Source organism: Halovenus amylolytica, from assembly GCA_004015825.1.
GTDB classification, from domain to species: domain Archaea; phylum Halobacteriota; class Halobacteria; order Halobacteriales; family Haloarculaceae; genus Halovenus; species Halovenus amylolytica.
In genome coordinates this window covers 35,157-57,699 of the sequence record SAYS01000021.1, presented here as the reverse complement: position 1 = coordinate 57,699, position 22,543 = coordinate 35,157, and the positions used below count along the sequence as shown (strand labels likewise).

General features: G+C 60.7%; 24 protein-coding genes, 1 tRNA gene and 1 pseudogene. 14 read left to right on the top strand and 12 right to left on the bottom strand.

From position 1 onward, the window contains the following. Positions 1 to 3: 3 nt before the first annotated feature. Positions 4 to 1,752 (bottom strand): choice-of-anchor I family protein, encoded by a 1,749-nt coding sequence (locus EOW68_RS15780; RefSeq protein WP_128226125.1) that lies wholly within the window; start codon positions 1,750 to 1,752, stop codon positions 4 to 6. A gap of 214 nt (positions 1,753 to 1,966) precedes the next feature. Here EOW68_RS15780 and EOW68_RS15775 point away from each other — a divergent pair, with 214 nt between their 5' ends. Further along, positions 1,967 to 2,257 carry a CPCC family cysteine-rich protein gene (locus tag EOW68_RS15775; RefSeq protein ID WP_128226124.1) on the top strand — a complete coding sequence of 97 codons (291 nt, stop codon included), beginning with the start codon at positions 1,967 to 1,969 and terminating at the stop codon, positions 2,255 to 2,257. Here the strand turns inward: EOW68_RS15775 and EOW68_RS15770 are convergent. The 4 genes and pseudogenes from EOW68_RS15770 to EOW68_RS18905 form a co-directional block, all read right to left on the bottom strand. Then, positions 2,254 to 2,427: a DUF5786 family protein gene (locus tag EOW68_RS15770; protein ID WP_128226123.1), complete on the bottom strand. Its 174-nt coding sequence runs from the start codon at positions 2,425 to 2,427 to the stop codon at positions 2,254 to 2,256. The genes EOW68_RS15775 and EOW68_RS15770 overlap by 4 nt on opposite strands. Positions 2,428 to 2,512: 85 nt before the next feature. After that, positions 2,513 to 3,751: an MBL fold metallo-hydrolase gene (locus EOW68_RS15765; RefSeq protein ID WP_128226122.1), complete on the bottom strand. Its 1,239-nt coding sequence runs from the start codon at positions 3,749 to 3,751 to the stop codon at positions 2,513 to 2,515. Between the two features lie 2 nt (positions 3,752 to 3,753). Then, a pseudogene (locus tag EOW68_RS15760) lies at positions 3,754 to 3,881 on the bottom strand (VapC toxin family PIN domain ribonuclease); the annotation flags it as partial. Continuing rightward, the gene (locus EOW68_RS18905; protein ID WP_431358983.1) at positions 3,882 to 4,031 is read right to left on the bottom strand and encodes a hypothetical protein; all 150 of its coding nucleotides are present in this window, start codon (positions 4,029 to 4,031) and stop codon (positions 3,882 to 3,884) included. 139 nt (positions 4,032 to 4,170) lie between these two features. On the opposite strand from EOW68_RS18905, the gene EOW68_RS15755 reads away from it, so the two are divergent. From EOW68_RS15755 to EOW68_RS15750, 3 genes are all read left to right on the top strand, one after another. Further along, positions 4,171 to 5,574, top strand: coding sequence for a carotenoid oxygenase family protein (locus EOW68_RS15755; RefSeq protein ID WP_431358982.1), 1,404 nt, complete (start codon positions 4,171 to 4,173; stop codon positions 5,572 to 5,574). Beyond that, entirely contained in the window at positions 5,574 to 5,744 is a 171-nt protein-coding gene (locus tag EOW68_RS18900; RefSeq protein ID WP_431358981.1) for a hypothetical protein, read from the top strand. Before EOW68_RS15755 ends, EOW68_RS18900 begins: the two co-directional genes overlap by 1 nt. A 63-nt stretch (positions 5,745 to 5,807) precedes the next feature. Further along, positions 5,808 to 6,605, top strand: coding sequence for a ZIP family metal transporter (locus EOW68_RS15750; RefSeq protein WP_128226121.1), 798 nt, complete (start codon positions 5,808 to 5,810; stop codon positions 6,603 to 6,605). Between the two features lie 82 nt (positions 6,606 to 6,687). On the opposite strand, the gene thsA is transcribed toward EOW68_RS15750, so the two are convergent. Then, complete coding sequence (gene thsA / locus EOW68_RS15745; RefSeq protein ID WP_128226151.1) at positions 6,688 to 8,247, bottom strand: thermosome subunit alpha; 1,560 nt, start codon at positions 8,245 to 8,247, stop codon at positions 6,688 to 6,690. Positions 8,248 to 8,400: 153 nt separating this feature from the next. Between thsA and EOW68_RS15740 the strand changes: the two genes are divergently transcribed. Then, positions 8,401 to 9,207, top strand: a complete 807-nt coding sequence (locus EOW68_RS15740; RefSeq protein WP_128226120.1) for an amidohydrolase family protein — start codon at positions 8,401 to 8,403, stop codon at positions 9,205 to 9,207. A gap of 128 nt (positions 9,208 to 9,335) precedes the next feature. On the opposite strand, the gene EOW68_RS18895 is transcribed toward EOW68_RS15740, so the two are convergent. Next, positions 9,336 to 9,470, bottom strand: coding sequence for a hypothetical protein (locus tag EOW68_RS18895; protein WP_431358980.1), 135 nt, complete (start codon positions 9,468 to 9,470; stop codon positions 9,336 to 9,338). A 73-nt stretch (positions 9,471 to 9,543) separates the two neighbouring features. Here EOW68_RS18895 and EOW68_RS15735 point away from each other — a divergent pair, with 73 nt between their 5' ends. From EOW68_RS15735 to EOW68_RS15725, 3 genes are all read left to right on the top strand, one after another. Then, positions 9,544 to 9,921 (top strand): Rid family detoxifying hydrolase, encoded by a 378-nt coding sequence (locus EOW68_RS15735; protein ID WP_128226119.1) that lies wholly within the window; start codon positions 9,544 to 9,546, stop codon positions 9,919 to 9,921. Next, positions 9,922 to 10,125, top strand: coding sequence for a DUF7981 family protein (locus EOW68_RS15730; protein WP_128226118.1), 204 nt, complete (start codon positions 9,922 to 9,924; stop codon positions 10,123 to 10,125). Between the two features lie 209 nt (positions 10,126 to 10,334). Continuing rightward, a complete protein-coding gene (locus EOW68_RS15725; RefSeq protein WP_431358979.1) occupies positions 10,335 to 12,077 on the top strand; it encodes a globin-coupled sensor protein in 1,743 nt (580 codons plus the stop codon). 16 nt (positions 12,078 to 12,093) lie between these two features. Here the strand turns inward: EOW68_RS15725 and EOW68_RS15720 are convergent, their stop codons facing one another. Further along, positions 12,094 to 13,233 carry a DUF7546 family protein gene (locus EOW68_RS15720; protein ID WP_128226117.1) on the bottom strand — a complete coding sequence of 380 codons (1,140 nt, stop codon included), beginning with the start codon at positions 13,231 to 13,233 and terminating at the stop codon, positions 12,094 to 12,096. 212 nt (positions 13,234 to 13,445) lie between these two features. Then, the gene (locus EOW68_RS15715; RefSeq protein ID WP_128226116.1) at positions 13,446 to 14,306 is read right to left on the bottom strand and encodes a sulfurtransferase; all 861 of its coding nucleotides are present in this window, start codon (positions 14,304 to 14,306) and stop codon (positions 13,446 to 13,448) included. A 268-nt stretch (positions 14,307 to 14,574) separates the two neighbouring features. Between EOW68_RS15715 and EOW68_RS15710 the strand changes: the two genes are divergently transcribed. The 3 genes from EOW68_RS15710 to EOW68_RS15700 all read left to right on the top strand — a co-directional run bounded on the left by EOW68_RS15710 (position 14,575) and on the right by EOW68_RS15700 (position 16,496). Next, complete coding sequence (locus EOW68_RS15710; RefSeq protein ID WP_128226115.1) at positions 14,575 to 15,369, top strand: sulfurtransferase; 795 nt, start codon at positions 14,575 to 14,577, stop codon at positions 15,367 to 15,369. 89 nt (positions 15,370 to 15,458) lie between these two features. After that, a tRNA-Pro gene (locus EOW68_RS15705) sits at positions 15,459 to 15,531 on the top strand. A gap of 158 nt (positions 15,532 to 15,689) precedes the next feature. Beyond that, complete coding sequence (locus EOW68_RS15700; protein ID WP_128226114.1) at positions 15,690 to 16,496, top strand: group I intron-associated PD-(D/E)XK endonuclease; 807 nt, start codon at positions 15,690 to 15,692, stop codon at positions 16,494 to 16,496. A 14-nt stretch (positions 16,497 to 16,510) separates the two neighbouring features. On the opposite strand, the gene EOW68_RS15695 is transcribed toward EOW68_RS15700, so the two are convergent. Next, a complete protein-coding gene (locus tag EOW68_RS15695) occupies positions 16,511 to 16,741 on the bottom strand; it encodes an adenosylcobinamide amidohydrolase (protein WP_128226113.1) in 231 nt (76 codons plus the stop codon). 163 nt (positions 16,742 to 16,904) lie between these two features. Here EOW68_RS15695 and EOW68_RS15690 point away from each other — a divergent pair, with 163 nt between their 5' ends. Next, positions 16,905 to 17,048 (top strand): DUF7560 family zinc ribbon protein, encoded by a 144-nt coding sequence (locus tag EOW68_RS15690; protein WP_128226112.1) that lies wholly within the window; start codon positions 16,905 to 16,907, stop codon positions 17,046 to 17,048. A 27-nt stretch (positions 17,049 to 17,075) separates the two neighbouring features. On the opposite strand, the gene mdh is transcribed toward EOW68_RS15690, so the two are convergent. Further along, a complete protein-coding gene (gene mdh, locus EOW68_RS15685) occupies positions 17,076 to 17,990 on the bottom strand; it encodes a malate dehydrogenase (RefSeq protein ID WP_128226111.1) in 915 nt (304 codons plus the stop codon). Between the two features lie 136 nt (positions 17,991 to 18,126). Here mdh and EOW68_RS15680 point away from each other — a divergent pair, with 136 nt between their 5' ends. After that, the gene (locus tag EOW68_RS15680) at positions 18,127 to 19,626 is read left to right on the top strand and encodes a replication factor C large subunit (protein ID WP_128226110.1); all 1,500 of its coding nucleotides are present in this window, start codon (positions 18,127 to 18,129) and stop codon (positions 19,624 to 19,626) included. Between the two features lie 27 nt (positions 19,627 to 19,653). Here the strand turns inward: EOW68_RS15680 and EOW68_RS15675 are convergent, their stop codons facing one another. Then, positions 19,654 to 20,130 (bottom strand): COX15/CtaA family protein, encoded by a 477-nt coding sequence (locus EOW68_RS15675; protein WP_128226109.1) that lies wholly within the window; start codon positions 20,128 to 20,130, stop codon positions 19,654 to 19,656. A 135-nt stretch (positions 20,131 to 20,265) separates the two neighbouring features. Here EOW68_RS15675 and EOW68_RS15670 point away from each other — a divergent pair, with 135 nt between their 5' ends. After that, on the top strand, positions 20,266 to 22,521 hold the full coding sequence (locus EOW68_RS15670; RefSeq protein ID WP_128226108.1) for an NADP-dependent malic enzyme: 2,256 nt from the start codon (positions 20,266 to 20,268) through the stop codon (positions 22,519 to 22,521). Positions 22,522 to 22,543: the final 22 nt, after the last annotated feature.

Here is a 22,543-nt window from a genome sequence, read left to right as displayed (position 1 = left end):
AGTTTACTCGATCAGACTGATCTGGAAGACGCCCGTGGTCCCGCTGGCTTCGTTCGCTGTCAACAGTAGTGGCGTGTCGACTGGACTCTCGGAATGCGGAATAAACTCGACGTCTTCGGTTCCGACATCGCCCGCGGCATCGGCCGGGAGATTTCCCTCGATAATCTCCGATTCGATATCGACGCTGAAATCACGCGGATTGATATACTGGACGAAGGTGGCGCTTTCCGGAACCGTGATGTCGTAGACGATGACACCGCTCATCCGCTCGAATGAGATGAACGCGTAGGCTCTGTCCCCGATTCTGCCGATCGAGACACCTTCGGGTTCTGGTCCTTTGGCGTCACTTCGCCCGTCCGGATCGCTCTCGTCGTTGTCGTTGTTGAAATTGTCCGGGTACCGCTCTGCGGTAATTCGTTCGAACTCGTCGCCGCTGTCGAATACTAGATTCCCCTGATCGTCCCAGATCGAGAACGACCGGGCACCGTAGGAGTAGATCTCCTCGTGCTGACCGTCGCCGTCGATGTCACCGTTGGCAGTCGTCGTCTCTAGTTCACCGAGGGTATTCTCGGCCTGGAGTTGTTCGACAGTTTCGATCCCGGCGATCTGATCGAAATCGAACGCTTCCTCGTCGAGGTCGAGTTCGCTGACCTCTGTTTCCTCGCTGTAGCCGTCGAAATCCCGGGCGTCCCCCTCGTTTGCAGAGACGACGAACGTCTCTTCGCCGACCTCGTAGGTGTCGATACCATCGGGGTGATACATCCCTTTTGTCGGCCAGTTTCGGATGTTCGGGCCGCCGTCGCTGTCGCTCGCGTCGAAGCCATTGCCCGGCAGCATGTGATCCTTGTAGCCCAGCGCCTGGATCTCGGTGACAGATGCAGATTCGATATCGACCACTGCGAAGGCGTTTGCCTCCTGGAGTGTGACCCAGGCTGTCGAGCCATCAGGTCCCACAGTAACCGTTTCCGGTTCGACGTTGCTGGCTACGTCGAGTGCGTCCTCGGGTCCGAAGATGCGAACACCCTGCTCACGCAGCTCGTCTTCCTGACCGTTGAACTCGGTAAAGCCGGCCGTTCTGCTCTCCGCCGGGCTCCCGTCGTCGTTGAGGCTGACGACACTCACCGATCCCTCGGGAACGGTTTCGAAGGCTTCGTCTGGTTCGCCCTCGTTTGCGACGAGGACTGCCGAACTGTCAGGTGTGAACGCCACAGAGTCCGGAAGCGGTCCGGCCGTCTCCGAGCCGACCACTTCCAGCGTCTCCGTGCTCGCGACGACGACTCTTCCGTCGTCTGTTTTGGTTTGATTGGCGACACCTGCGGCGATGAGTCCGTCCTGTACGTCGACGCTCGTCACCTCTGCGGCCTCCGCCCAGTTGGTTGCCGCGGCGATGTCGATATTGTCTACTTTTGTCGGCGCCGCTGGGTCGCTGATGTCGAGTATGTCGACAGCGCCCGCTGCCGAGTTGGCAACAAACGCCTGTTCGGTCGCGCTGTCGTAGCTGACTATCTCGGCACCACCATCGTCGTAGACCCCGGCACTGTAGCCGCCGACCCGTTCCAGGCGAATCGTCGAATGCTCCCCGACTTCGGGGTTTTCCGGTGGCCCCTGGCCCTGGTTTCCGTCTCCGTCAGATTGTCCGGCGCCGTCGTTACTCTGAGCATCCGCTCCCATACAGCCGGCGATCCCTGCGATAGCAGCCGCAGAAAGTCCTGATAGCACGGTTCGCCGACCGAACACATCTTTTTTTACCATCTCGTAAACGCTCACCGCAGTCTTTAAAATCAGTTTATAATATTAGTATAGTAACATATGTTGTACTCCGGGTGATTATATACGTATATAAATCCTTATAACTAAGTCTTAAATATACGAAACGAATCAGACATTGGCCATCCAATACGATCGTTTGGATCGTCTAGTGTGAACAAACACCACCTATTTTGTTGTTGGCTACCTATCACGCGCTATGGTGTCAGAACAGTTCGGGAACCCCGCCGCCCGCGAACTCGGCTACTGCCCATGCTGTGGCTATCTCACACTCTCGGAGGCCCAGCCGGGCTCGTACGAGGTGTGTCCCGTCTGTCACTGGATGGACGATCCGATCCAGTTTTCGGACATCGAGTACGTCAGCGACACGAACCACGTGTCACTCCAGGCTGCGCGGGAAAATTTCGAGACGGTCGGTGCGGCGAGCGAGGCGGTCGTAGAGGACACGCGCGAACCTGACGAGCCCCGTGACCCCAACTGGCCGTACTAGTCGGATTTGATCTCGTCGAGTTTGTCTAGCAGTTCGTCCTGCGAGGCGTCGGACTCGAAGGACACCTCTCCCTCGTGCGTGTGCTCGTGTACTGACACGCCGTCGTTCTCGTCGATGTCACCTGTGTCCGCGTCTTCTTGTTCGGTCTCATCGTAGCTTCCAAATCCCATACACCCGTTCTTTGGGAAGACAAGGGAAAGGTTCTCCGGTTTTTTGGAGTTTCAGGGCGTGCTACCGTGTCTCACGGCGTGCGATTCAGTCGCCGACCTGCATCCGCTCGCCGAGGTCCGGTGCGCTCGCCTCGTAGCCGGCTGCTGCGAGGCGGTCGGCGAACTGTTCGCAGGCGTCGCCGTGGTTGACGAGAATCGGTGTCTCGCGGTACTCCGAGAGAAACTCGCGAAGTCCGTCACGGTCGGCGTGTGCCGAGAAATCGTACTGTTCGACCTGTGCGCTGACCGGCATCACCCGGCCGTCGAACTCCGCGCTGCCCGTCTCGACGAGTTCTCTCCCTGGGGTCCCCTCGACCTGGTAGCCCGTAAGCGCGATCTTGTTCGTCGGATTGCTCCTGATCCGTGGGATGTAGGAGACGACCGGCCCACCGCCGAGCATTCCTGCCGTCGTGAGAATTACCGTGTTTTTCTCTGTGAGACGGGCTCGCTGACCATCTTTCTCTGTCACGAACCGGGCGTTCGAGGTCGCCCGGCGCAGGGCATCCGGATCTCGGACGTAGTCCGGATACTGCTTGAGAGTGCGGGTAATCTCCGTCGCCATCCCGTCGAGATAGCAGTCGATATCGTTCGCCTCGCAGATGAGAAGCAGCTCCTGTGCACGGCCGATCGCGAAGACGGGAACGACGACGGTGCCGCCCTGCCAGATCGTCGTTCTGACGCTCTCGACGAACCCCGCTTCGAGTTGTGCTCTGTCGGAGTGTTCGACATCGCTGTAGGTACTCTCGGTGATGACCATGTCCGCCTCGGGCCGAGCGGTCGTCTCGGGAACGAGTCGCTGGCCGCCGGTGTGGAAATCTCCTGTATAGAGTAGCCGTGTCTCCCCGTCGTCGACGAGTACGTGTGCACTGCCGGGGATGTGGCCCGCGTTGAAAAATGTCACCTCGTGGCCGGCCGCCTCGAAGGACTCCTCGTAACCGTGGGTCTCCGAAACCTGCGTCAGGCGGCGAACGTCCGTCTCGGTGAAGGGACACTGTGGCGTCTGGCCGTGGAGTTTCAGCGTGTCCTCGGCGAGTCGAAGCGCGAGCGCCCGTGTGGGCGGTGTCCAGTGGACCGGCGGACGGGCACTGCCGGAGAGCAGCGCCGGCACCGCCCCGGCGTGGTCGAGGTGACCGTGGCTGACGACCACTGCATCGGGATCGATATCACCGATCGGATACTGTGGCGGGTTCTCCGTCTTGATGCCGTAATCCAGCAACAGCGAGTCGTTTATCAGAATTGCACTCCGGCCCACCTCGCCAGCGCCGCCGAGAAATTCGATCTGCATTCGATTACTGCCTCGGGTAGTTACGTCCCGTCGTCACACCCCGGAGAATGGCGAGTCCGTCCCCGCGTTCACTGTCGCGTGTGTCGGCGGCCGCGAAAAGAACTGACGTGTCGACGAGTGCCCGCGGCATTTATGAATCGATGCCCCACCCATCGTGTTTCATCGTTGCGTCTGTCTCCTCGTCACCGTCGTAGCCGTCGAAATCAGCAAATGTGCCGCGACGATGCTGGACGACCTCGATCTGACCAGTGCTCTCATCGTCGACCTGGTCACGGCTCATACCGTGAGATTGGCTGTTCGCAGGCAAAAAGGTAGTGTTCGAGCACACTACGCAGAAACAACGGGGGTCACGGTCACTTCTCTCCGATCGCTCTGTTCTTGCCCCCAGTATTATGATCGACAACCCCCTAGCAGTGTCCGTGTCAGAATCTACGTTCATGCCGGGCTTTCGCTCGCTCGACACCGAGGTGAGCGATCACGAACTTCCTGTCGACGGGACGGTTCCCGAGTGGCTCTCCGGATCACTCATCCGCAATGGACCGGGCAAATTCGAGGGGAACGGTGTCCGCCTGCGACACTGGTTCGACGGGCTGGCAATGTTGCGAAAATACGAGTTCGCGGATGGGAAGATTCGTTACACCAACCGATTTCTCCGGACCGAGAGCTACGCCGACGCGATGGCCGGCCGACCGACCGGCCAGTTCGCCACGGACGAACACGGGCCCGGAAAACTGCTCGGCTTTCTTCGCCGGCTTGGACCGCCGGAGCCGACCGACAACGCGAACGTCCACGTCGCACGCATCGACGGCGAACTAGTCGCCCAGACTGAAGTTCCAAAGCTTGTTTCCTTCGAAGGTACTACACTCGAAACCCGGGATGAGTTCGTCTTCGACGATATGCTCGACGTCGATATGATCACGGCCCACCTGGTTGCAGATCCACACCGCGGGGAGCAGGTCGGCCACGGACTCTCTTTCGGTCGGAGTCACGAGTACAAGCTGTTCCGGATTCCGGACGGCACCCGCCGGCGAGAACTTATCACGTCGATTCCGACCGATTCGCCGGCGTATATCCACAGCATCGCCGTCAGCCAAGACCACATCGTCCTCGTCGAGACACCACTGCGGATCAATATCCGCAAATCACTGTCCCCGTTCACCGAGGGCTTTTTCGAACTGCTGGAGTGGAACGAGGGGATCGACACGAAACTGTACGTCGTCGACCGCGATACCGGGCAGATCCGAACACAGCCGACGGTCGACCCATTCTTCACGTTTCACACGATCAACGCCTACGACGACGAGGGGACTGTCGTCGTCGATCTGGTCGCTTTCGAGGACAACACCATCGTCGACGCGCTCTCGCTGGAACGGCTGGAAAGCGAGGGCTTCGCAGCCGTGCCGCCGGGGCGATTGGTTCGGTTGCGAATCGGTTCCGATGGGACAGTCTCCAGTGAACAGTTGTACGACGGCGGGATCGAACTGCCGACAGTCCCCCGCAACCGGCAGACCACCGACTACCGGTACGCCTACGGTCAGGCGACAGACCGCGAGGGTGCAAACGGACTCGTCAAGGTCGACACAGAGCGTGGACAGGCGACGGAGTGGTGGCAGACGGATCTCTACGTCGAAGAGCCGTGGCTGATTCAGCGCCCGGCCGGGGAGCGTGAAGACGACGGGGTTGTGCTCGCACCGGCACTCGACGTTTCGACCGAGCGCTCTCTGCTGCTCGTCTTCGACGGGGAAACACTCGACGAACTCGCCCGTGCGCCAGTGCCCCACCACAACCCCTTTGGCTTCCACGGCCGGTTTTTCGATCACTGATGGTCGATCCGGAGAAACTCCTCGTCGCCGGGCTTATTTTCTTCTTTCTCGGTGGCTCCTTTCTCGCCGCGATCTGGGCAGTCGAGTCCACGCTGTTGCCGATTGCCGGCCTGGTCTACCTGTTCGTCGGGCTGTTGTTCGCCAGCCGCCTGCACCGCGCGAAAAAATAGGGGTAGACTCAGATTCTGGTACTCGCCGCTGGGCGTTTATATCACTCTCCCGTAGACGCGAGTATGGCGCTGCTTGGGAACCTCACGTTCGTCTTCATTGCGGGGTTCATTACCGCGCTGGCGACCGGTATCGGTGCACTCCCATTTTACTTTTTCGACTCGATCAGTGACCGCCGAAACGTCGTTCTCTGGGGACTCTCCTCTGGAATCATGGTTTCGGCGTCGCTGTTCGGGCTGATCCAGGAGGGGCTGGCCGAGGGGTCGATGCTGGAGATCGGAATCGGGATGGTTGCCGGCGTCATCCTCGTCGTCGTGGCCCACGATCTGCTGCTGGATGCCGATCTCGACCCCAAACAGTACGAGGAGGCGGATTTCACGAAACTCGTCCTCATTCTCGGTATCTTGACGGTCCACAGCTTCCCGGAGGGGATCGCCGTCGGTGTCTCGTTTGCCGACCTTGGCCTCGAAGGCGGCACGCAGATCCTCGGATTCACCGTCCCGATCCTGGCGATTTTCATGACCATCGCAATCTCGATCCACAACATTCCGGAGGGAACGGCGATCTCGATCCCGCTGAAATCGATGGGTGTTCCCGAGTGGAAGATGGTCTGGTGGGCGGTCTTTTCGAGTCTGCCACAGCCGATCGGTGCCGTCATCGCCTTCGCCTTTGTCCGAGTCGCCCGGCAATTCCTTCCCTACGGTTTCGGCTTCGCTGCCGGTGCGATGATCTATCTGGTCCTCTCGGAGTTCATCCCCGAAGCGCTCGATATCGGCCAGAACCTTCCCAGCGGGGGAAAGCCAGAACTCGCGGGTGGGATCGCAGTCGGTGTCGCGGTAATGTTGCCACTGGCCTTTATCTGATCCCGGACAGGCTGCTGACTTACTCGGTTGAGGCGAAAAAATATGCTGTATTCTCGATCAGAGACGGCTATCAGTGGCCAGATCAGTTCGAGGCGATGACGTCGTCGATCCGGACGATCATCGTCGATGCCTCGGTCGCGCTGTCGATCGCCTCGCGTTTGACAGCGGCGGGGTCGAGCACACCGTGCTCGATCGGATCGGCGACGGTGCCGGTCTGACCCTCGCTGATGAGGCCAGCCGCAGTGCCACCGTCGTGTGCGGCGCGGAGATCGACGAGCGCGTCGATCGGGTCCATGCCGGTGTTCTCCGCGAGCGTTCGCGGGAGCACGTCGACGGCGTCGGCGAAAGCCTCGACTGCGAGCTGTTTGCGGCCCTCGATACTGGCTGCTTCGTCACGGACCTGGTTGGCGATGATGATCTCGATCGCACCCGCACCGCCGACGACACCGCCGGCGTCGAGTGCTGCGGTGACGACGTCGAGTGCGTCGTTGAGGCTGCGCTCGATCTCGTCGACGACGTGTTCGGTCGAGCCGCGGGCGAAGATGGTCACTGCTTCCGAAGCTGCGCCACCCTCGATGAAGACGAGTTCGTCGTCGGCGAACTTCTCGACGCTGACGGAGTCGGCCGAGCCGAGATCGTCGTTTTCGAGCGTCTCGACGGAGCCGACGCGGCTGGCACCCGTCGCGGCACCGACTGCGTCGATGTCGTCGCCGTCGACGCCGTCGAAGACGAGCAGACCTTCCTTGACGAGATCCGAGGCGACGCGGTCGTCGACGTCACCGTCGATGAAGACGACGTCGGCGTCGGTCTCGGCGATCGCTTTCGCGTACTCGGCGAGCTGTTCGGTCTCGGCCTCGATCGCTGCGTTGAGCTGATCGACGTTCGAAACCTGGTACTCGGCGTCGATGTTGCTCTCCTTGACTTCGAGGTCCTCTTCGATGATGGCGATCGCTGCGTCTTCGGCCGACCGTGGCATCTCCTCGCTGAGTCGGTCTTCGTCGACGATGACACCCTCGACGAGTTCGGTCGCGCTCGTAGCTGCGCCGACCTGCGTGTGGACCGTAATGGCGTCGCGGTCGACACCGTCCGTGGTGCTGACCTGCTGGACTGCGTCGACGACCGTCTGTGCGAGATCGCCGGCGGCGAGTTCGCCGGTTCCCTTGCCGGTCATGCTCGACTCGGCGACCTGCAGGAGCTGTTCGTCGTCGGGTTCGGTCGCGATGACGTTGTCCTCGATAGCTGCCTGTGCGATCTGGGCGGCCTCGTGGTATCCCTCGACGATCGTCGTCGGGTGGACGTCGTCTTCGAGGAGATTCTCGGCCTTGGAGAGCAACTCGCCCGCGAGAATAGATGCCGTTGTCGTCCCGTCGCCGACCTCCTCTTCCTGTGTCTCTGCGACCTCGACGAGCATCTGTGCGGCTGGATGCTCGATATCCATCTCGTCGAGAATCGTCGCCCCGTCGTTGGTGATGACAACGTCCCCGTCGTCGGAGACGAGCATCTTGTCCATCCCGCGCGGGCCGAGTGTTGTCCGTACCGACTCACTTACAGCCTTCCCCGCGGAGATGTTCGACGACTGTGCGTCGTCACCCCGCGTTCGCTCGCTGTCCTCACTAAGAATAAACATAGGCTGTCCGCCCATGCGTCGCTGGCCAGATTGTGACATTGATGATTACCTCGCTTAAAATGTCGTTTGCGGTTCTATATAAATGTTACTACTCGTGGAGTTCAGTCCCCGGGTTACGGCCTGGAACATCGCGGAGTGTTAAGTATCCCCAGTACAATTACCCGGTCGATGTTGGAGCTGGAGCACGGGTTTCGGGTGGTAGACACGCACGTGGAACTCGAACCGGACGAGAGCCGCCGGCCACGGGGGGTGGGAGATGCCGAACAGATCGAGCGGGAGATGCAACAGGCTGGCATCGTCCAGTCGCTCGTGTTTCCTGCCGAACGCGACGGCTCGTATCTCAAAGCGAACAACGCCGTCGCGCGGATGGCCGTCGACCGGTCGTTCGTGGCGGCTGCCCGGGTCAACGGCGCACGCGATCCCGGGGAGAGTGTCACGTCACGCCTGCGAAACGTCACGCGGTCGCGTTCTGACGAGCACACCTCGCCGGACGATATCGAACAGTACGCCTACGAGGACCGGTTTATCGGGTTCGTACTCGATCCCGTCGCGGATGGGCTGCCGGACGCGGAGGTTCTCTCCCAGCTCGAGGCGGTCGATCTCCCAGTTATTACGTACGGTGGTCGCGGGTTCGGCCCCGAGACGATCGAGGAGACGCTGCTCGACTACGAGTTCCCCCTCATCATCGCCCACTTCGGGGGGTATCCTCTCGACGAATCGCTGATGAGCGAGACGATCGATCTCCTCGGCTGTCACGAGAACTGCTTCGTCGACACGAGCTTCGTCCAGTTGCGCGACCCGCTCGAACGCGCGCTGATGGAACACCCCTCCCAGGTGCTGTTCGGCAGCGGCGCACCGAACCTCCATCCGAACGTGGCGATCATGGAGATACTCACACTCGACGTGCCCGAAGATGCGATGCGGAAAGCGTTCTCGAAAAACGCAGTGCGTGTGATCGACGAACTCGGACCCTGATCGACTCCGGCTGACCGGGAACGCGACCCTGTCGGGATGTTCGTTCATGCGCTCCAGGATTCGTTCATACAGTGTGTACGCCCCGTGCACTGCGAGGACGACGGCGGTGACCAGCAGTGTCTGGGCGATTACCGTCTCGATTTCGAGCGACAGTACATCGCCAGATTGGCGTCGACACGGTCGATGACTCCTGCCACAAATCCACAGAGAGCAGCGAACAGCAAGGAGAGAGACGCGAGCCGTCTGTTCACGACAGAGATCATTACTGACTCGCATAAAAATGGACGTACACCACGAGTCGCCGAGTTTTATATCCGTCCCGGCACCAGAGGACGTATGAAACAGATAATCAGCACTGACGAGGCGCCGGCAGCGGTCGGGGCCTACAGCCAGGCGACTGCGACGGACGACCTCGTCTTCACTGCCGGGCAGATCCCACTGACGCCGGACGGAGACCTCCTCGACGGCGCGGCGATCGACGTCCAGACCGAGCAGGCACTGGAGAACCTCGAAGCCGTCCTCGCCGAAGCGGGCGCGGAGATGACCGACGTCCTGAAAGTGACCGTCTTCCTCGACGATATCGACGACTTCGAGGCGATGAACACCACCTACGAGTCGTTTTTCGACGACGAACCGCCAGCTCGCAGTGCCGTCGGTGTCGACGAGCTTCCGAAAGGCGTCGGCGTCGAGATCGAGGCCATCGCCACGAAATAGATGGAGCCGACGGTCAAGGCAAGTCTGCTCTGGGGCGTGGTCAGCGTCCTCTCCTTTCTGGTCGGCGTGCAGACGTACGTCCTGCTGGGCGGTGCGTTCTTCGGGGTCGGAACTGTGATCGGTGTCGCGGCCGGTGTCGGTATCGTCTCGGCAGGCCTCACTCATCTGATCCGTCCGAAACTCCGCCAACGTAGCCGTCAGTGAGTGCGTTTCGTGGCTGCTGATACTGGCGGCTGTCCAGTCGGACAGATAGTCGACCACCGTGAGAACGAGTGCTCACGAGGAGCGCCGCACGTTGTTCGCCTCATCCTAGGTGGGTCGAAATTCGTCAGTTTCGTGCAGCCACCTCGGTTATCAGCACTGAAAATATCTCAAGAACCTACTTAAGTCGGCTTTTCAAACAGCCAGTATCTATGTCGAACAGCAGAGCGTCCGGTCGGGAAGCGTTCGGGAAGGGTGGGTTGAACGACCAGCTTGATCTCGATTCATTGATCGACGAGATCGGCCTCGACCGCTCGGAAATCGAGTGGCGGAAAGACTTTGTGAACTTCTCGGAGGACGACGTCCGCCGACTCACGGGGTACCAGGATCTCTTTGCAGAACACGCCGATCAGGTCGCCGACGATTTCTACGAGAATCTCACCGACTACGAGGAGACAGTCGAGGTTATCGGTCGCTCACCAAAAAACGTCGACCAGCTCAAACAGACCCAGTCGGCGTATTTTACCACGCTCGTCGACGGTGAGTACGGCCAGCAGTACTTCCGCGACCGGGCTCGGATCGGCAAGCTCCACGATATGCTTGATATGCCGATGAAACAGTATATCGGCCAGTACGGCGTCTACTACGATCTTATCCTTCCTCTCGTCGGTGATCAGCTCGTCGACTCGGTTACCGACCGGGTGACAGCGGCCGTAACATCGGAGCTGGAGACCGACAGTGGAGCGGACGACCCCCCTTCGGTCCCGGACAGTGCGATCGAATCGGCCGTCGAAGCAGAAGTCGACGATGCGATCGAAGATATGCTCTCTATTCTCCGAATCATCAATCTCGATATGCAGGTCGTCACGGACACCTACATCCACTCCTACAGTCAGCGACTCGAAGACGAAATCGAGCGAAACGAGCAGTTGATGGCCAGTGTCGACGAGGAACTCGAACAGCCCGTGAGTGATCTGCGATCGACCGCCGAAGACGTCGCAGACAGTGCGACCACGATCAGTGACGCGGCAGAACAGCAGTCCCGGAAGATCGACGAAGTCGCAGACGAGGTGTCGAATCTCTCGGCGACAGTCGAGGAGGTCGCAGCGACGGCCGACCAGGTCGAAGATTCGAGCGAGCGGGCGGAAACACTCACCGAAGACGGGAAAGACGCAGCCGACGACGCCGCCGACGTGATGGACGAGATCGGTAACGCCGTCGACGGTGTCGTGACCGATGTCGACGGGTTACAGGACCGCATCGCGGAGATCGACGAGTTCGTCGACGCGATCAACGCGATCGCCGAACAGACAAACATGCTCGCTCTGAACGCCTCGATCGAGGCCGCCCGGGCCGGCGAGGCGGGCGAGGGGTTCGCGGTCGTCGCCGACGAGATCAAATCACTCGCCGAGGAGTCACAGACACGGGCCGGTGACATCGAGACGATGGTCGACGAGATCCAGGCCGACACCGAGGAGACAGTCGGGAGTCTCACCGACACGGCCGAACAGGTCGATCGGGGGATCGACCGTGTTCAGGATGCGATGGACAACCTGACCGACATCGTCGAGGCGATCACCGAGACGACCAACGGGATCAGCGAGGTCGCGGCAGCGACCGACGATCAGGCTGCTGCCGCCGAGGAGATCGCGTCGATGGTCGACGACGTAGTCACGCAGGCCAACCGGGTCGCCGAGGAGGTCGACGAGCTGGCAGCTGCAAACGAGCAACAGGCCGCGATGGTCACCGAAGTCGAGGAGACGGTGACCCAGCTGTCGGGTTCCCAGTCTGCGACTGATGGTGGAACGGTCGTGACTGACGAGGTGGATGGCACTGACGTGTCGATTCCGGAGGACCTCCCCGAGGGGATGCCTGATTTCGTCATCGAGATGCTCTCCGAGAAGCAACTCCGCGAGATTGCCCGCGGTGAACTCGATCCCTCCGACGTGATATAACGCTGCTGTCGCCAGCTCACTCGTCTCTGTAGAGGAACAGAAGCAGTCCGAACAGCGTCGTCTCGGCGAGCTTGCTCACGAGTGCGGTGGTATCACCGGAGAGATGCGTCCAGACAGTTTCGATCGCGCCCGCGTCGCTGTGACCGTGCAGTTCGATATGCGGCCAGAATGCACCGTGATGGAGCACCGTATGCCAGGCGGCGTAGCCGAGAACGAACGTCGCCATCAGTCCCATCCCGAGGAGATACAGCTGCTTGCGTGCGATCCCGGCGTAGCCGAGCAGAATGCCGGCGAACATCGCGAATCCGGCGAGGGTAAACGCCAGCGGCCGTGGATCGTACAGCGTCCCGTACTGGAGGTACTGAATCAGCTGGAAGACGCCGTGACCCGGGTGGAACAGATGGATCCAGGCGACGAATCCAGCGACCCCCGCGGTGATCGCGTGGACGTTCCCGAACGCGTTCCGCCGGAACTGTTCGAGTGAGGGTTCCCAGTACATCAGCGCCACGGCGGCGACAAAAAACACTGTCGAGAGCTCGTAGGTGTACCGGACGAGGAGCGCGAATGCAGAGGAGATGCCCGCAGCGCTGGCAAAGACCGACGGGAAAAGCGAGACCGTACAGCCCGGACAGAGCACGAGCCCGAGCAGTCCCGCCTTCGCGGAGCTTGCCACGTCGAGCAGTGCGACGTAGATTAGATAGGAGAGAGCGAGGTAGCCGACGAACTGGTAGGGGATGACCCGCATCGCAACCCAGTCATTCGCGTAAAAGATGATCGGGCCCCAGCCGAGTGAGCTGTCGAGTGAGGTCCCGAATCCCGCAGCGCCCGTCACCGGCTCGAACAGTTCGGTGGCGGTGCCGGCACTGCCGGAGAGATAGAGGAAGACGGCGAAAAACAGCCCGCTCACTGTCCCTGCGATCAGCTTCCGTCTCGGGCTGGCGTCGACGGGATCGGTGTACCACACAGCCAGGACACTGATCGTGATCCAGACGAATGGAATCAGAAAGATATGGAGTGTCGTCGGCTGGACCTCGAAGACGACGCCGTAGACGAGGGCAGCAAGTAGTTGAGCCGCAAAGAGCACGTTGAATGCGAGAATGGCCTGCAGGTCGACGCTGTTGTCCCTGCTCCATCGCTCGATCGTTGATGTTGCCATATTTGAGTGGCCGCGAGCGAACGGATCTCTCGCTCCCTTGCTGTATCTTTGGTTTCGCGACATTATGGGTTACGGTAGCCAGTACTCACCGGCTGGAAAAACGGGACTCGGAGAAGAAAATCTCCCTGCGCTTCACTTAGTCGTCGGCCTGTTCCACGGCTCGCGAAAAGCGCTCGCCGTTCCACTTCGAGGTTTCGCTCCGCTCAATCTCGCTATTCGCCTTTCTCGATCGGCGCACCCACGAGGTTACCCCACTCGGTCCAGGAGCCATCGTAGTTGATGGTGTCCTCGTAGCCGAGCAGTTCGTGGAGTGCGAACCAGGCGACAGAGGAGCGCTCACCGATCCGGCAGTAGGCGACGGTCGTTCCCTCGCCGTCGATGCCGTAGTCGGCGTACAGCTCTTTCAGCTCGTCAGCATTCTTGAAGGTGCCGTCGTCGTTGGTGACGGCTGCCCAGGAGATGTTCTGTGCGCCGGGGATGTGACCGCCACGCTGTGCGGTCTCGTCGAGTCCTGGCGGTGCGAGCACTTCGCCACTGAACTCTTCGGGCGAGCGAACGTCCACGAGTGGGAGGCCGCGCTCGATCGCGTTCTCGACGTCGTCACGGTAGGCTCGGATGCTCTCGCGTGGGTTGGAGGCGTTGTACTCGACTTCCGGGAACGCCGGAACCTCGTCCGTCGTCGGATAGTCGTGTTCTTCCCAGTACTCACGGCCGCCATCGAGGAGTTTCACGTCGTCGTGGCCGTAGTATTTGAACTGCCAGTAGGTGTAGGCAGCGAACCAGTTGGAGTTGTCACCGTAGAGAACGACTGTCGAGTCCTCACTGATCCCGTGGGCTCCGAGCAGCTCCTCGAAATCCTCTTTGTCGAGGATGTCGCGTGTCACCTGATCCTGCAGGTCGGTCTCCCAGTTGAAACCGATCGCTCCCGGAGCGTGACTCTCGTCGTACAGCTCGGTGTCGACGTCGACTTCCACCAGTCGGTGGGCCGGATCGTCACTCTGGAATTCGTCGAGTCGGTCTTCTACCCAGTCCGCCGATACGAGAACGTCCTTCGCGTAGTTACTCTCACTCATGATTGCATCCGATAGTACGAGTTCCATGCATATATCGGTGCTACTTGCGGCATACCCATCCACTCGTTTGGTGTATCGGCAAAATGCGCTTGTTTTTTCGGCGCACTGCCACAGCGTCGCTCGTCCTGTCACTTCGAGTACGCCGCAAACAGTTGGGGAGCACCCACAGCATCGACATACGAGGGCAACAATTACCGCTATCTTCGAATGACGGTCGTGAGGGGGAGAGACGGACACGTTCAAGCGACTTGCAGCCAAAGACGTGCCAATGAGTGATACTGTCGTTTCGCCCGTGTGGCTCGAGGAGAACAGTGATCGAGTACACGTGGTCGACGTCCGAGACGAATGGGAGTACGACGGCATCGGGCACATCCCCGGCGCTGTCAACCTCCCGTTCGAGGAGTTCCGTGCCGACGAGCACGCCGCGGAAAATGGCGGTGGCGAGGGAATGCTGCCCGGCGAGGATGTCTTTGCGGAGCTGTTCGGGAGTGCAGGAATCGGTCGCGAGGACCACGTCGTCGCCTACGACGACCACCACGGTGTCTTCGCAGCACGCGTGCTCGTCACCGCGATGTTGTACGGCCATCCACAGGAGAAACTCCACCTCCTCGACGGCGATTTCAGCGCCTGGCAACTCGAACGCCCGACGACCGCAGAGGAGCCAGAGACCGAGCCGGTGACTTACGAGATCCAGCGGCCGGACGACACTCCGCTGGTGGATGCCGACACGGTCGCCGCGGCGACAGACGACGAGAACACGGTGATCGTGGATACACGGGAGGACTGGGAGTACGAAGAGGGACACATCCCCGGTGCAGTTCGCTTGGACTGGCGCGAACTCGTCGACGACGAGACGCGTGGACTCAAATCACGCGCGGAGATGGAGTCGATCCTCACAGCGCAGGGGATCACGCGTGAGAAACGCGTACTGCTGTACTGTAACACCGCCCGGCGGATCAGCCACACGTATTTCGTACTCACCAAACTCGACTATCCGGAGATCGCCTTCTACGAGGGGAGCCTCACCGAGTGGGAAGCAGCGGGCCGACCGATCGAACGCTGACGTCATCTCTTCGCCTGTGCATGCGGACACCACGCACACGCGCTCGGCAACGAAACCCTTACATCCGTGTCCCTGCCAGTTTCAGATGCGGGACCATGGGGTAGTTTGGTATCCTTACGGCCTTGGGTGCCGTCAACCCCGGTTCAAATCCGGGTGGTCCCACTCTCTACTGCCTGTTTTCGGCACTTTCGATATTTGGGTATTGTCCTCTTCCCCGCTGTATTGGTTTGCCCGCTAACCCGGCTTTTATCACCGATCGCGTCACCAGAGCCGCTACAATGGTCGAAATCCCGCTTTGGAGGTGGATTTGATGGAGTCGCATCGAAAGGGGGGTCGCAACCGAAGCCGCAGTCATTGCATACCTGACACGAAGAGGAATCCCTGTTTCAATCCCGTTCGGCGACAACGAACGATATGACGCTATCATCGAGACGCCAGATGGTCGCCCTCTCCGAGTACAGATCAAGACTGCGAACTACTCTGACGGTGTCGTAAAAATCAGTGGAAAGTCACAGCATACGAACTCGCAAGGCCACGAGTACAAGCAGTATCGTGGTGATATCGACTATTTTCTTGGATACAGTAGCGATCTCGAAGAGATGTACTTGCTCCCCGAGGGCGTAATCAAATCACGAATTTCGCTCCGCGTCGACGAACCAGAGCAATCACACGGAACGATCAACTGGGCGGAAACCTACGAGTTCGACGCACAGTGGCCACCGGAGCCAGCCGAGGACGACCGACTTGCTCGGCAGACGACCACACGAAAGGTCCTCACTGATCTCGAAGCACTCGATATTCCGGCGTGGTTCAGTACGGACAGCGTTCCATATACTGTTATTGTCGAACGGAACGACGGTGAGTTACTCAGACTTCGGATCAGGAGTGTCTCACTGAACGACGCTGGAAAACTCCAGCTTAACGCCACCGGTAGTATCGATCGCGAACAATTGGACTTCTTTTTAATTTACTGTCACGACCTGAGCCAGAGTTATCTCATCGGTGCAGACGAATTCGAGAAGACGATAAAACTCCGTGTTCAGGACACAGACCATCACCGCGGACTTGTCAACTGGGCAATAGAGTACGAACTCGAACGGAGACGAGCAGATCTTTGCGATCCCTGATCCACGACCGACACTCAGAGTCGAAAGACCTCGGACGATGCTGTCGTCCGAACGCCGTGTTCGGCGTCCTCGACCGTCGTCGGATATTCGCCCTCTGGATACCACGATTGGAGACTCCCCAGCACGGCATCCCGTGTGCAGGCCTGTGTCGCGACACCGACTGTCGTTGCGCTACCGGTGTACTCGGCGGGGTCCCCATTCGGATCGCAGCCCACGACGACGGCGTCGGTCGTCGACTCTCTTATTCATCGCCACGATATCCCCCGCTTGCGAACACAACCTCGCACATGGGCAGCTGAATTTGCAGTAAGTGAATACATATTGCTTCCCGGGGATCTGCCGCCTGTTTTTAATCCCCCTGTATAGGCTGGCTGTTTTCCTTTGGAAGTCGCTCTCATATATTCGTGTATGAGTCAGTCAGAAACGCAGTCATTTGCCTGCCCAGAGTGTGGTGGGACAGTCGGTGTCTCGTCACGGACGCGGGACGCATTGCTCGAGCACGGCTGCCCGCTCTGTACGACCCCGTTCGAACCGACCGATTTCGACCCGTGAACTCCGCCGACGTGGACGACGGCAGCGTTAGCTAATTTTCTCGTACTGCTCGGAGAGTTTGTCCGCCGCTTCCTGCATCTGTTCCTGTTCGAACTCCTCTAGGTCCCACTCGACGATCTCTTCGATCCCGTTCGAGCCGAGTTTGGCGGGGACGCCGAAACCGACGTCGCTGTGGCCGAACTCGCCGTCGAGTGGGACCGAACACGGCAGCACTTCGCCGGTGTCGTTGAGGATCGCGTCGACGATGTGGGTCACACCGCGGGCCGGCCCCCATTCTGTCGCGCCCTTGCGCTCGATGACGTTCATCGCGCTCTCCTGGAGGTCGGCGAGAATCTCCTCTTTGTCATCGGCGGAGAATTCGAGATCCTGGCCGTCGACGCGGACTTTCGAGAACACTGGCACCTGCGCGTCGCCGTGTTCGCCGAGAATCGTCGCCTCGACGTTTTGAACTGGGACGTCGAAGCGCTCGGAGAGGACGTAGCGGAAGCGTGCGGAGTCGAGCCGGCCACCGAAGCCGATGACCTGCTTGCGCGCGCGGTTGCCGGCTTTGTAGAGGTGGTAGTTGAGCAGATCGACCGGGTTGGAAGTCGTCACCGTGATGAAATCGTCGCTGTGTTCGGCCAGCGAGTCCTGAATATCCTCCATGATCGGCGCGTTGTCGTCCGCCAGATCGAGTCGTGTGTCGCCCGGGCTGCGTGGGAGCCCAGCCGTGATCACGACGACATCCGAGTCCGCCGTGTCAGCGTACTCGCCCTGTCGAACCTCGGTGTTCGAGTCGTAGGCGATCCCGTGGTTCGTATCCGCCGCCTGCCCCACCGTTACGTCTTCCTGTTCGGGGATATCGACGAAGACGACCTCGTCCGCGATATCCTCCAGTGCGATCGTATAGCCTGCTGCTGCGCCAACGGTACCTGCAGCACCCACAATGCTGACTTTTGCCATGGTTTGAGTTCGCTCACGCCAGCCCCTAAATATGTCGAATCGATGCTGGTGGTTCTTGTCAATCGAGACCGGGTAGTTGTCCCCTCGGTGGGACGTCTCCGCAACCACTAAGCGACTCTCTCACCTTACTCCAGTAATGACCGACTGGACGGAGAAGTATCGCCCGTCGTCGCTGTCGGAGCTGCGGGGCAACGACAAGGCCCGCGACAAACTCCGGGAGTGGGCCGACTCCTGGGGGGACCACCACGAAGCAGTGATCATCCACGGCCCGCCGGGCGTGGGCAAGACATCGGCCGCACACGCGCTGGCTGCCGACCGGGGCTGGCCGACCATCGAGTTCAACGCCTCCGACTCCCGAACCAAAGACGTGATCGAACGCGTCGCGGGCGAGGCCGCCAAGAGTGGCACGCTCACTGCCGGGGGTGGCGGTCGCCGGCTCGTCGTCATGGACGAGGCGGACAACGTCCACGGCAACGCCGACCGCGGCGGGACGAAAGCGATCACGAGTCTCGTCAAGGAGGCCGGCCAGCCGATGATTCTCATCGCCAATGACTTCTACGAGATGTCCAACGGGCTCCGCAACGCCTGCCAGGAGATCGAGTTCCGCCCCGTCTCGAAGCGCTCGATTCTCCCCGTGCTGCGCGATCTCTGTCGCAAGGAGGGTATCGAGTTCGAGTCCGAGGCGCTCGAACAGATCGCCGAGACGAACAGCGGTGATCTCCGCGGCGCGATCAAGGACCTGCAGGCGCTCACGGAGGGTGACAAACGCCTCGAAGCCGAGGATGTCGTCACCGGTGAGCGCGACACCACAGAAGGGGTCTTCGACTATCTCGATACCGTCATCAAGAAGGCGACGCCACAGGAGGCGCTGGAGACCAGCTACGACGTCGACGAGACGCCGGACGATCTGATCAACTGGATCGAGGACAACATGCCCAAAGACTACCACGGCCAGGAACTCGCCGACGCCTACCAGTTTCTCGCCAACGCCGACCGCTGGCTCGGCCGCGTGCGTGCGACACAGAACTACTCCTTCTGGCGGTATGCGGGGGACAACATGACCGCCGGCGTCGCCGCCGCACGCCAGGGTGAGAAAGGTGGCTGGACGCGCTACGGCCCGCCGAGTTACTGGTCGAAACTCGGCCGCTCGCGGGGGACACGCGACAAGCGCGATTACATCGCCCGCAAGATCGCCGAGACCAACGGCGTCAGCATGAGCACCGCACGCCGGGAGATCATGCCACATCTCTCGGTTATGACTCACCACTGCAAGAATCGTGAGCTAACTGTGGCGATGGCCGCCCGCTACGAACTCGACGAGGAACACGTCTCCTTCGTGACCGGCAGCGGCAAGAACACGAACAAGGTGGCGGGTATCGTCGAGGATGCCGAGCGACTCCGCGAGGAGCAGTCCGTCGAAGGCTCACAGGGTGCATTCGAGGGCGAAGTGAGCGAAGAGATGGATGTGGCGGCGGACTCGGATGCGGACGAAGACGAGTCTGAGTCCACAACTGAAAACGAGACGCTCGACGATCTCACAGAGAGCGACTTGGCGGCGGAAGACGACGAGGACGAGTCGAAATCAAAGTCGGCGGCTGACGACGACGAGCAGGCCGGGCTGTCGGATTTTATGTGACCGGTGTTTTTGAGAGTCGTTTCGGAGTCAGTCGTCAGCACTCACAGCCCCGGTTCGCTCGCGTTCCTCCGAGCCGGCGTCCCAGAACGAAAGCGAGGTGGCGAAGACGAGTGCCCCGAAGATGACCTGTGCGGCGGTCTGGTGGGCCATCGACGCCCAGACCCCGAAGTTGAGGACGGTGTTCGCGCCGAAGAGGATCTGGACCGGGAGCATCACGATCGCGACGGCCAGGGCGAACTGGAGCCGTCTGTCGTGGTCGTTTCGCCACGCGATGAGCCCTGCCCCGAGGATCATGAAGCCGACGAGCATGGCGACGAGACGGTGGAACCACTCGACGAAGCTGGGCCAGGTCGCCGGGAACAGCCCGAGCCAGCCGTCACAGAACGGCCAGCGTCCCTCGCAGGCCAGTCCGGCACCGATCTTGCCGGTGTAGACACCCAGGAGGATCAACGCGAAGGTGCTAACGGTCGTCACTGCCAGGTAGTGGCGAAACCGGATGCGCATATTCGATACTCAGGAATGCGTCTATTTGAATTGTGGCTTTTCTGCCGAGCACTGGCCTCCGCCACTTCTATAGGTGTATTGATATTTATCTGCTCGCCGGTGCTCTTTTTATCTCCGCCTCGGTCAGTTCTTAGTATGGGACTAGACGAAGACGCACTCGACTATCACCGGGAGGATCCGCCGGGAAAAATCGAGATCTCGACGACGAAACCGACGAACACGCAACGTGATCTCAGCCTGGCGTACTCGCCGGGGGTGGCTGCACCCTGTCGCGAGATCCGGGACGACGCCGAGAAAGCCTACAGCTACACGACAAAGGGGAATATGGTGGCGGTCGTCTCCGACGGCAGCGCAGTGTTAGGCCTGGGCGATATCGGCCCCGAGGCATCGAAGCCGGTGATGGAGGGGAAGGGGGTGTTGTTCAAACGGTTCGCCGACATCGACGTCTTCGATATCGAACTCGACCACGACTCGGCCGAGCAGATGGTGAACACGATCAGCGCGATGGAGCCGACCTTCGGGGGGATCAATCTGGAGGATATCAAGGCACCGGAGTGTTTCGAGGTCGAGGAACGACTCCGCGAGGAGATGTCGGTCCCGGTCTTCCACGACGACCAGCACGGGACTGCGATCATCTCGGGGGCAGCCCTCCTGAACGCGGTCGACATCAGCGGGAAGACGCTCGACGAACTGGATATCGTCTTCTCGGGTGCCGGTGCGAGTGCGATCGCCTCGGCGCGGTTTTACGTCTCGCTGGGGGCGGACAAAGAGAAGATTACGATGTGTGACTCCGGGGGGATCATCACGCAGTCTCGCGCCGAAGCCGGCGACGTCAACGAGTTCAAACGGGAGTTCGCGACCGACGTGCCCGAGGGGGATCTCGCCGACGCGATGGCGGGTGCGGACGTCTTCGTCGGGCTCTCGGTCGGCGGCATCGTCGACCAGGAGATGGTCCGGTCGATGGCCGACAACCCGATCATCTTCGCGATGGCCAACCCTGATCCGGAGATCGACTACGACGAGGCCAAACAGGCCCGCGACGATACAGTGATCGTCGCCACGGGACGGTCCGACTACCCGAATCAAGTGAACAACGTCCTCGGGTTCCCGTTCATCTTCCGCGGTGCGCTCGATGCGCGTGCGACGGAGATCAACGAGGAGATGAAAGTCGCCGCCGCCGAGGCGCTGGCTACGCTGTCCCGCGAGGACGTGCCCGACGCCGTCGTCAAGGCCTACGGCGACGACCCCCTGCAGTTCGGCCCCGACTACATCATTCCGAAACCACTCGATCCGCGCGTGCTGTTCGAGGTCGCACCCGCCGTCGCGAACGCTGCGATGGAAAGCGGCGCGGCCAGGCGCGAACTCGATCTGGAGGCGTACGTCGAACAGCTCGAAGCTCGCCTGGGTAAATCCCGCGAGATGATGCGGGTCGTCCTCAACAAGGCAAAGACCGATCCGAAGCGCGTCGTGCTCGCAGACGGTGACGACGAGAAGACGATCCGCGCGGCCTACCAGCTCATCGACCAGCAGATCGCACAGCCCGTCCTGCTCGGCGACCAGCAAGAGATCTGGCAGACGATGGAACGACTCGGTCTCAGCTTCGAACCGGAGATTATCGATCCCGACGAGGCGAACCTCGATCCGTACGCCGACCGGCTGTACGAACTCCGGAAACGCGATGGCGTCACCAAGCGTGAAGCCGAGGAGATGGTCGAGGACGGCAACTACCTCGGCAGTGTGATGGTCGAGATGGGTGACGCCGACGCGATGCTCTCCGGACTGATGCATCACTACCCGTCGGCGCTGCGCCCGCCGCTTCAGGTCATCGGGACTGCGGAGGACGCCGACTACGCGGCCGGTGTCTACATGCTCACGTTCAAAAACCGGGTCATCTTCTGTGTCGACGCCACGGTCAACCAGGACCCCGGTGAGGACGTCTTCGTCGAGATTACACAGCACACTGCCGAACTCGCACGGCGGTTCAACGTCGAACCGCGGGCGGCGTTGCTCTCCTATTCGGATTTCGGCAGTGTCGATACGCCGGGCACCCGCAAGATCCGGTCGGCCGCCGAAACCCTCCGGAAGGATCCGACCGTGGATTTCCCTGTCGACGGTGAGATGCAGGCTGACACCGCCGTCGTCGAGGAGATGTTGAACGAGAACTACTCCTTCTCGGAGCTGGACGAACCGGCGAACATCCTCGTCTTCCCGAATCTGGAGGCTGGCAACATCGGCTACAAACTCCTCCAGCGACTCGGCGGTGCGGAGGCCATCGGCCCGATGCTCGTCGGGATGGACGAACCGGTCCACGTCCTCCAGCGCGGTGACGAGGTAAAAGATATTGTCAACCTGGCCGGTGTCGCGGTGGTCGACGCCCAGCAGCGAGAGTAACGCTTCGATCACCGGAATCTCG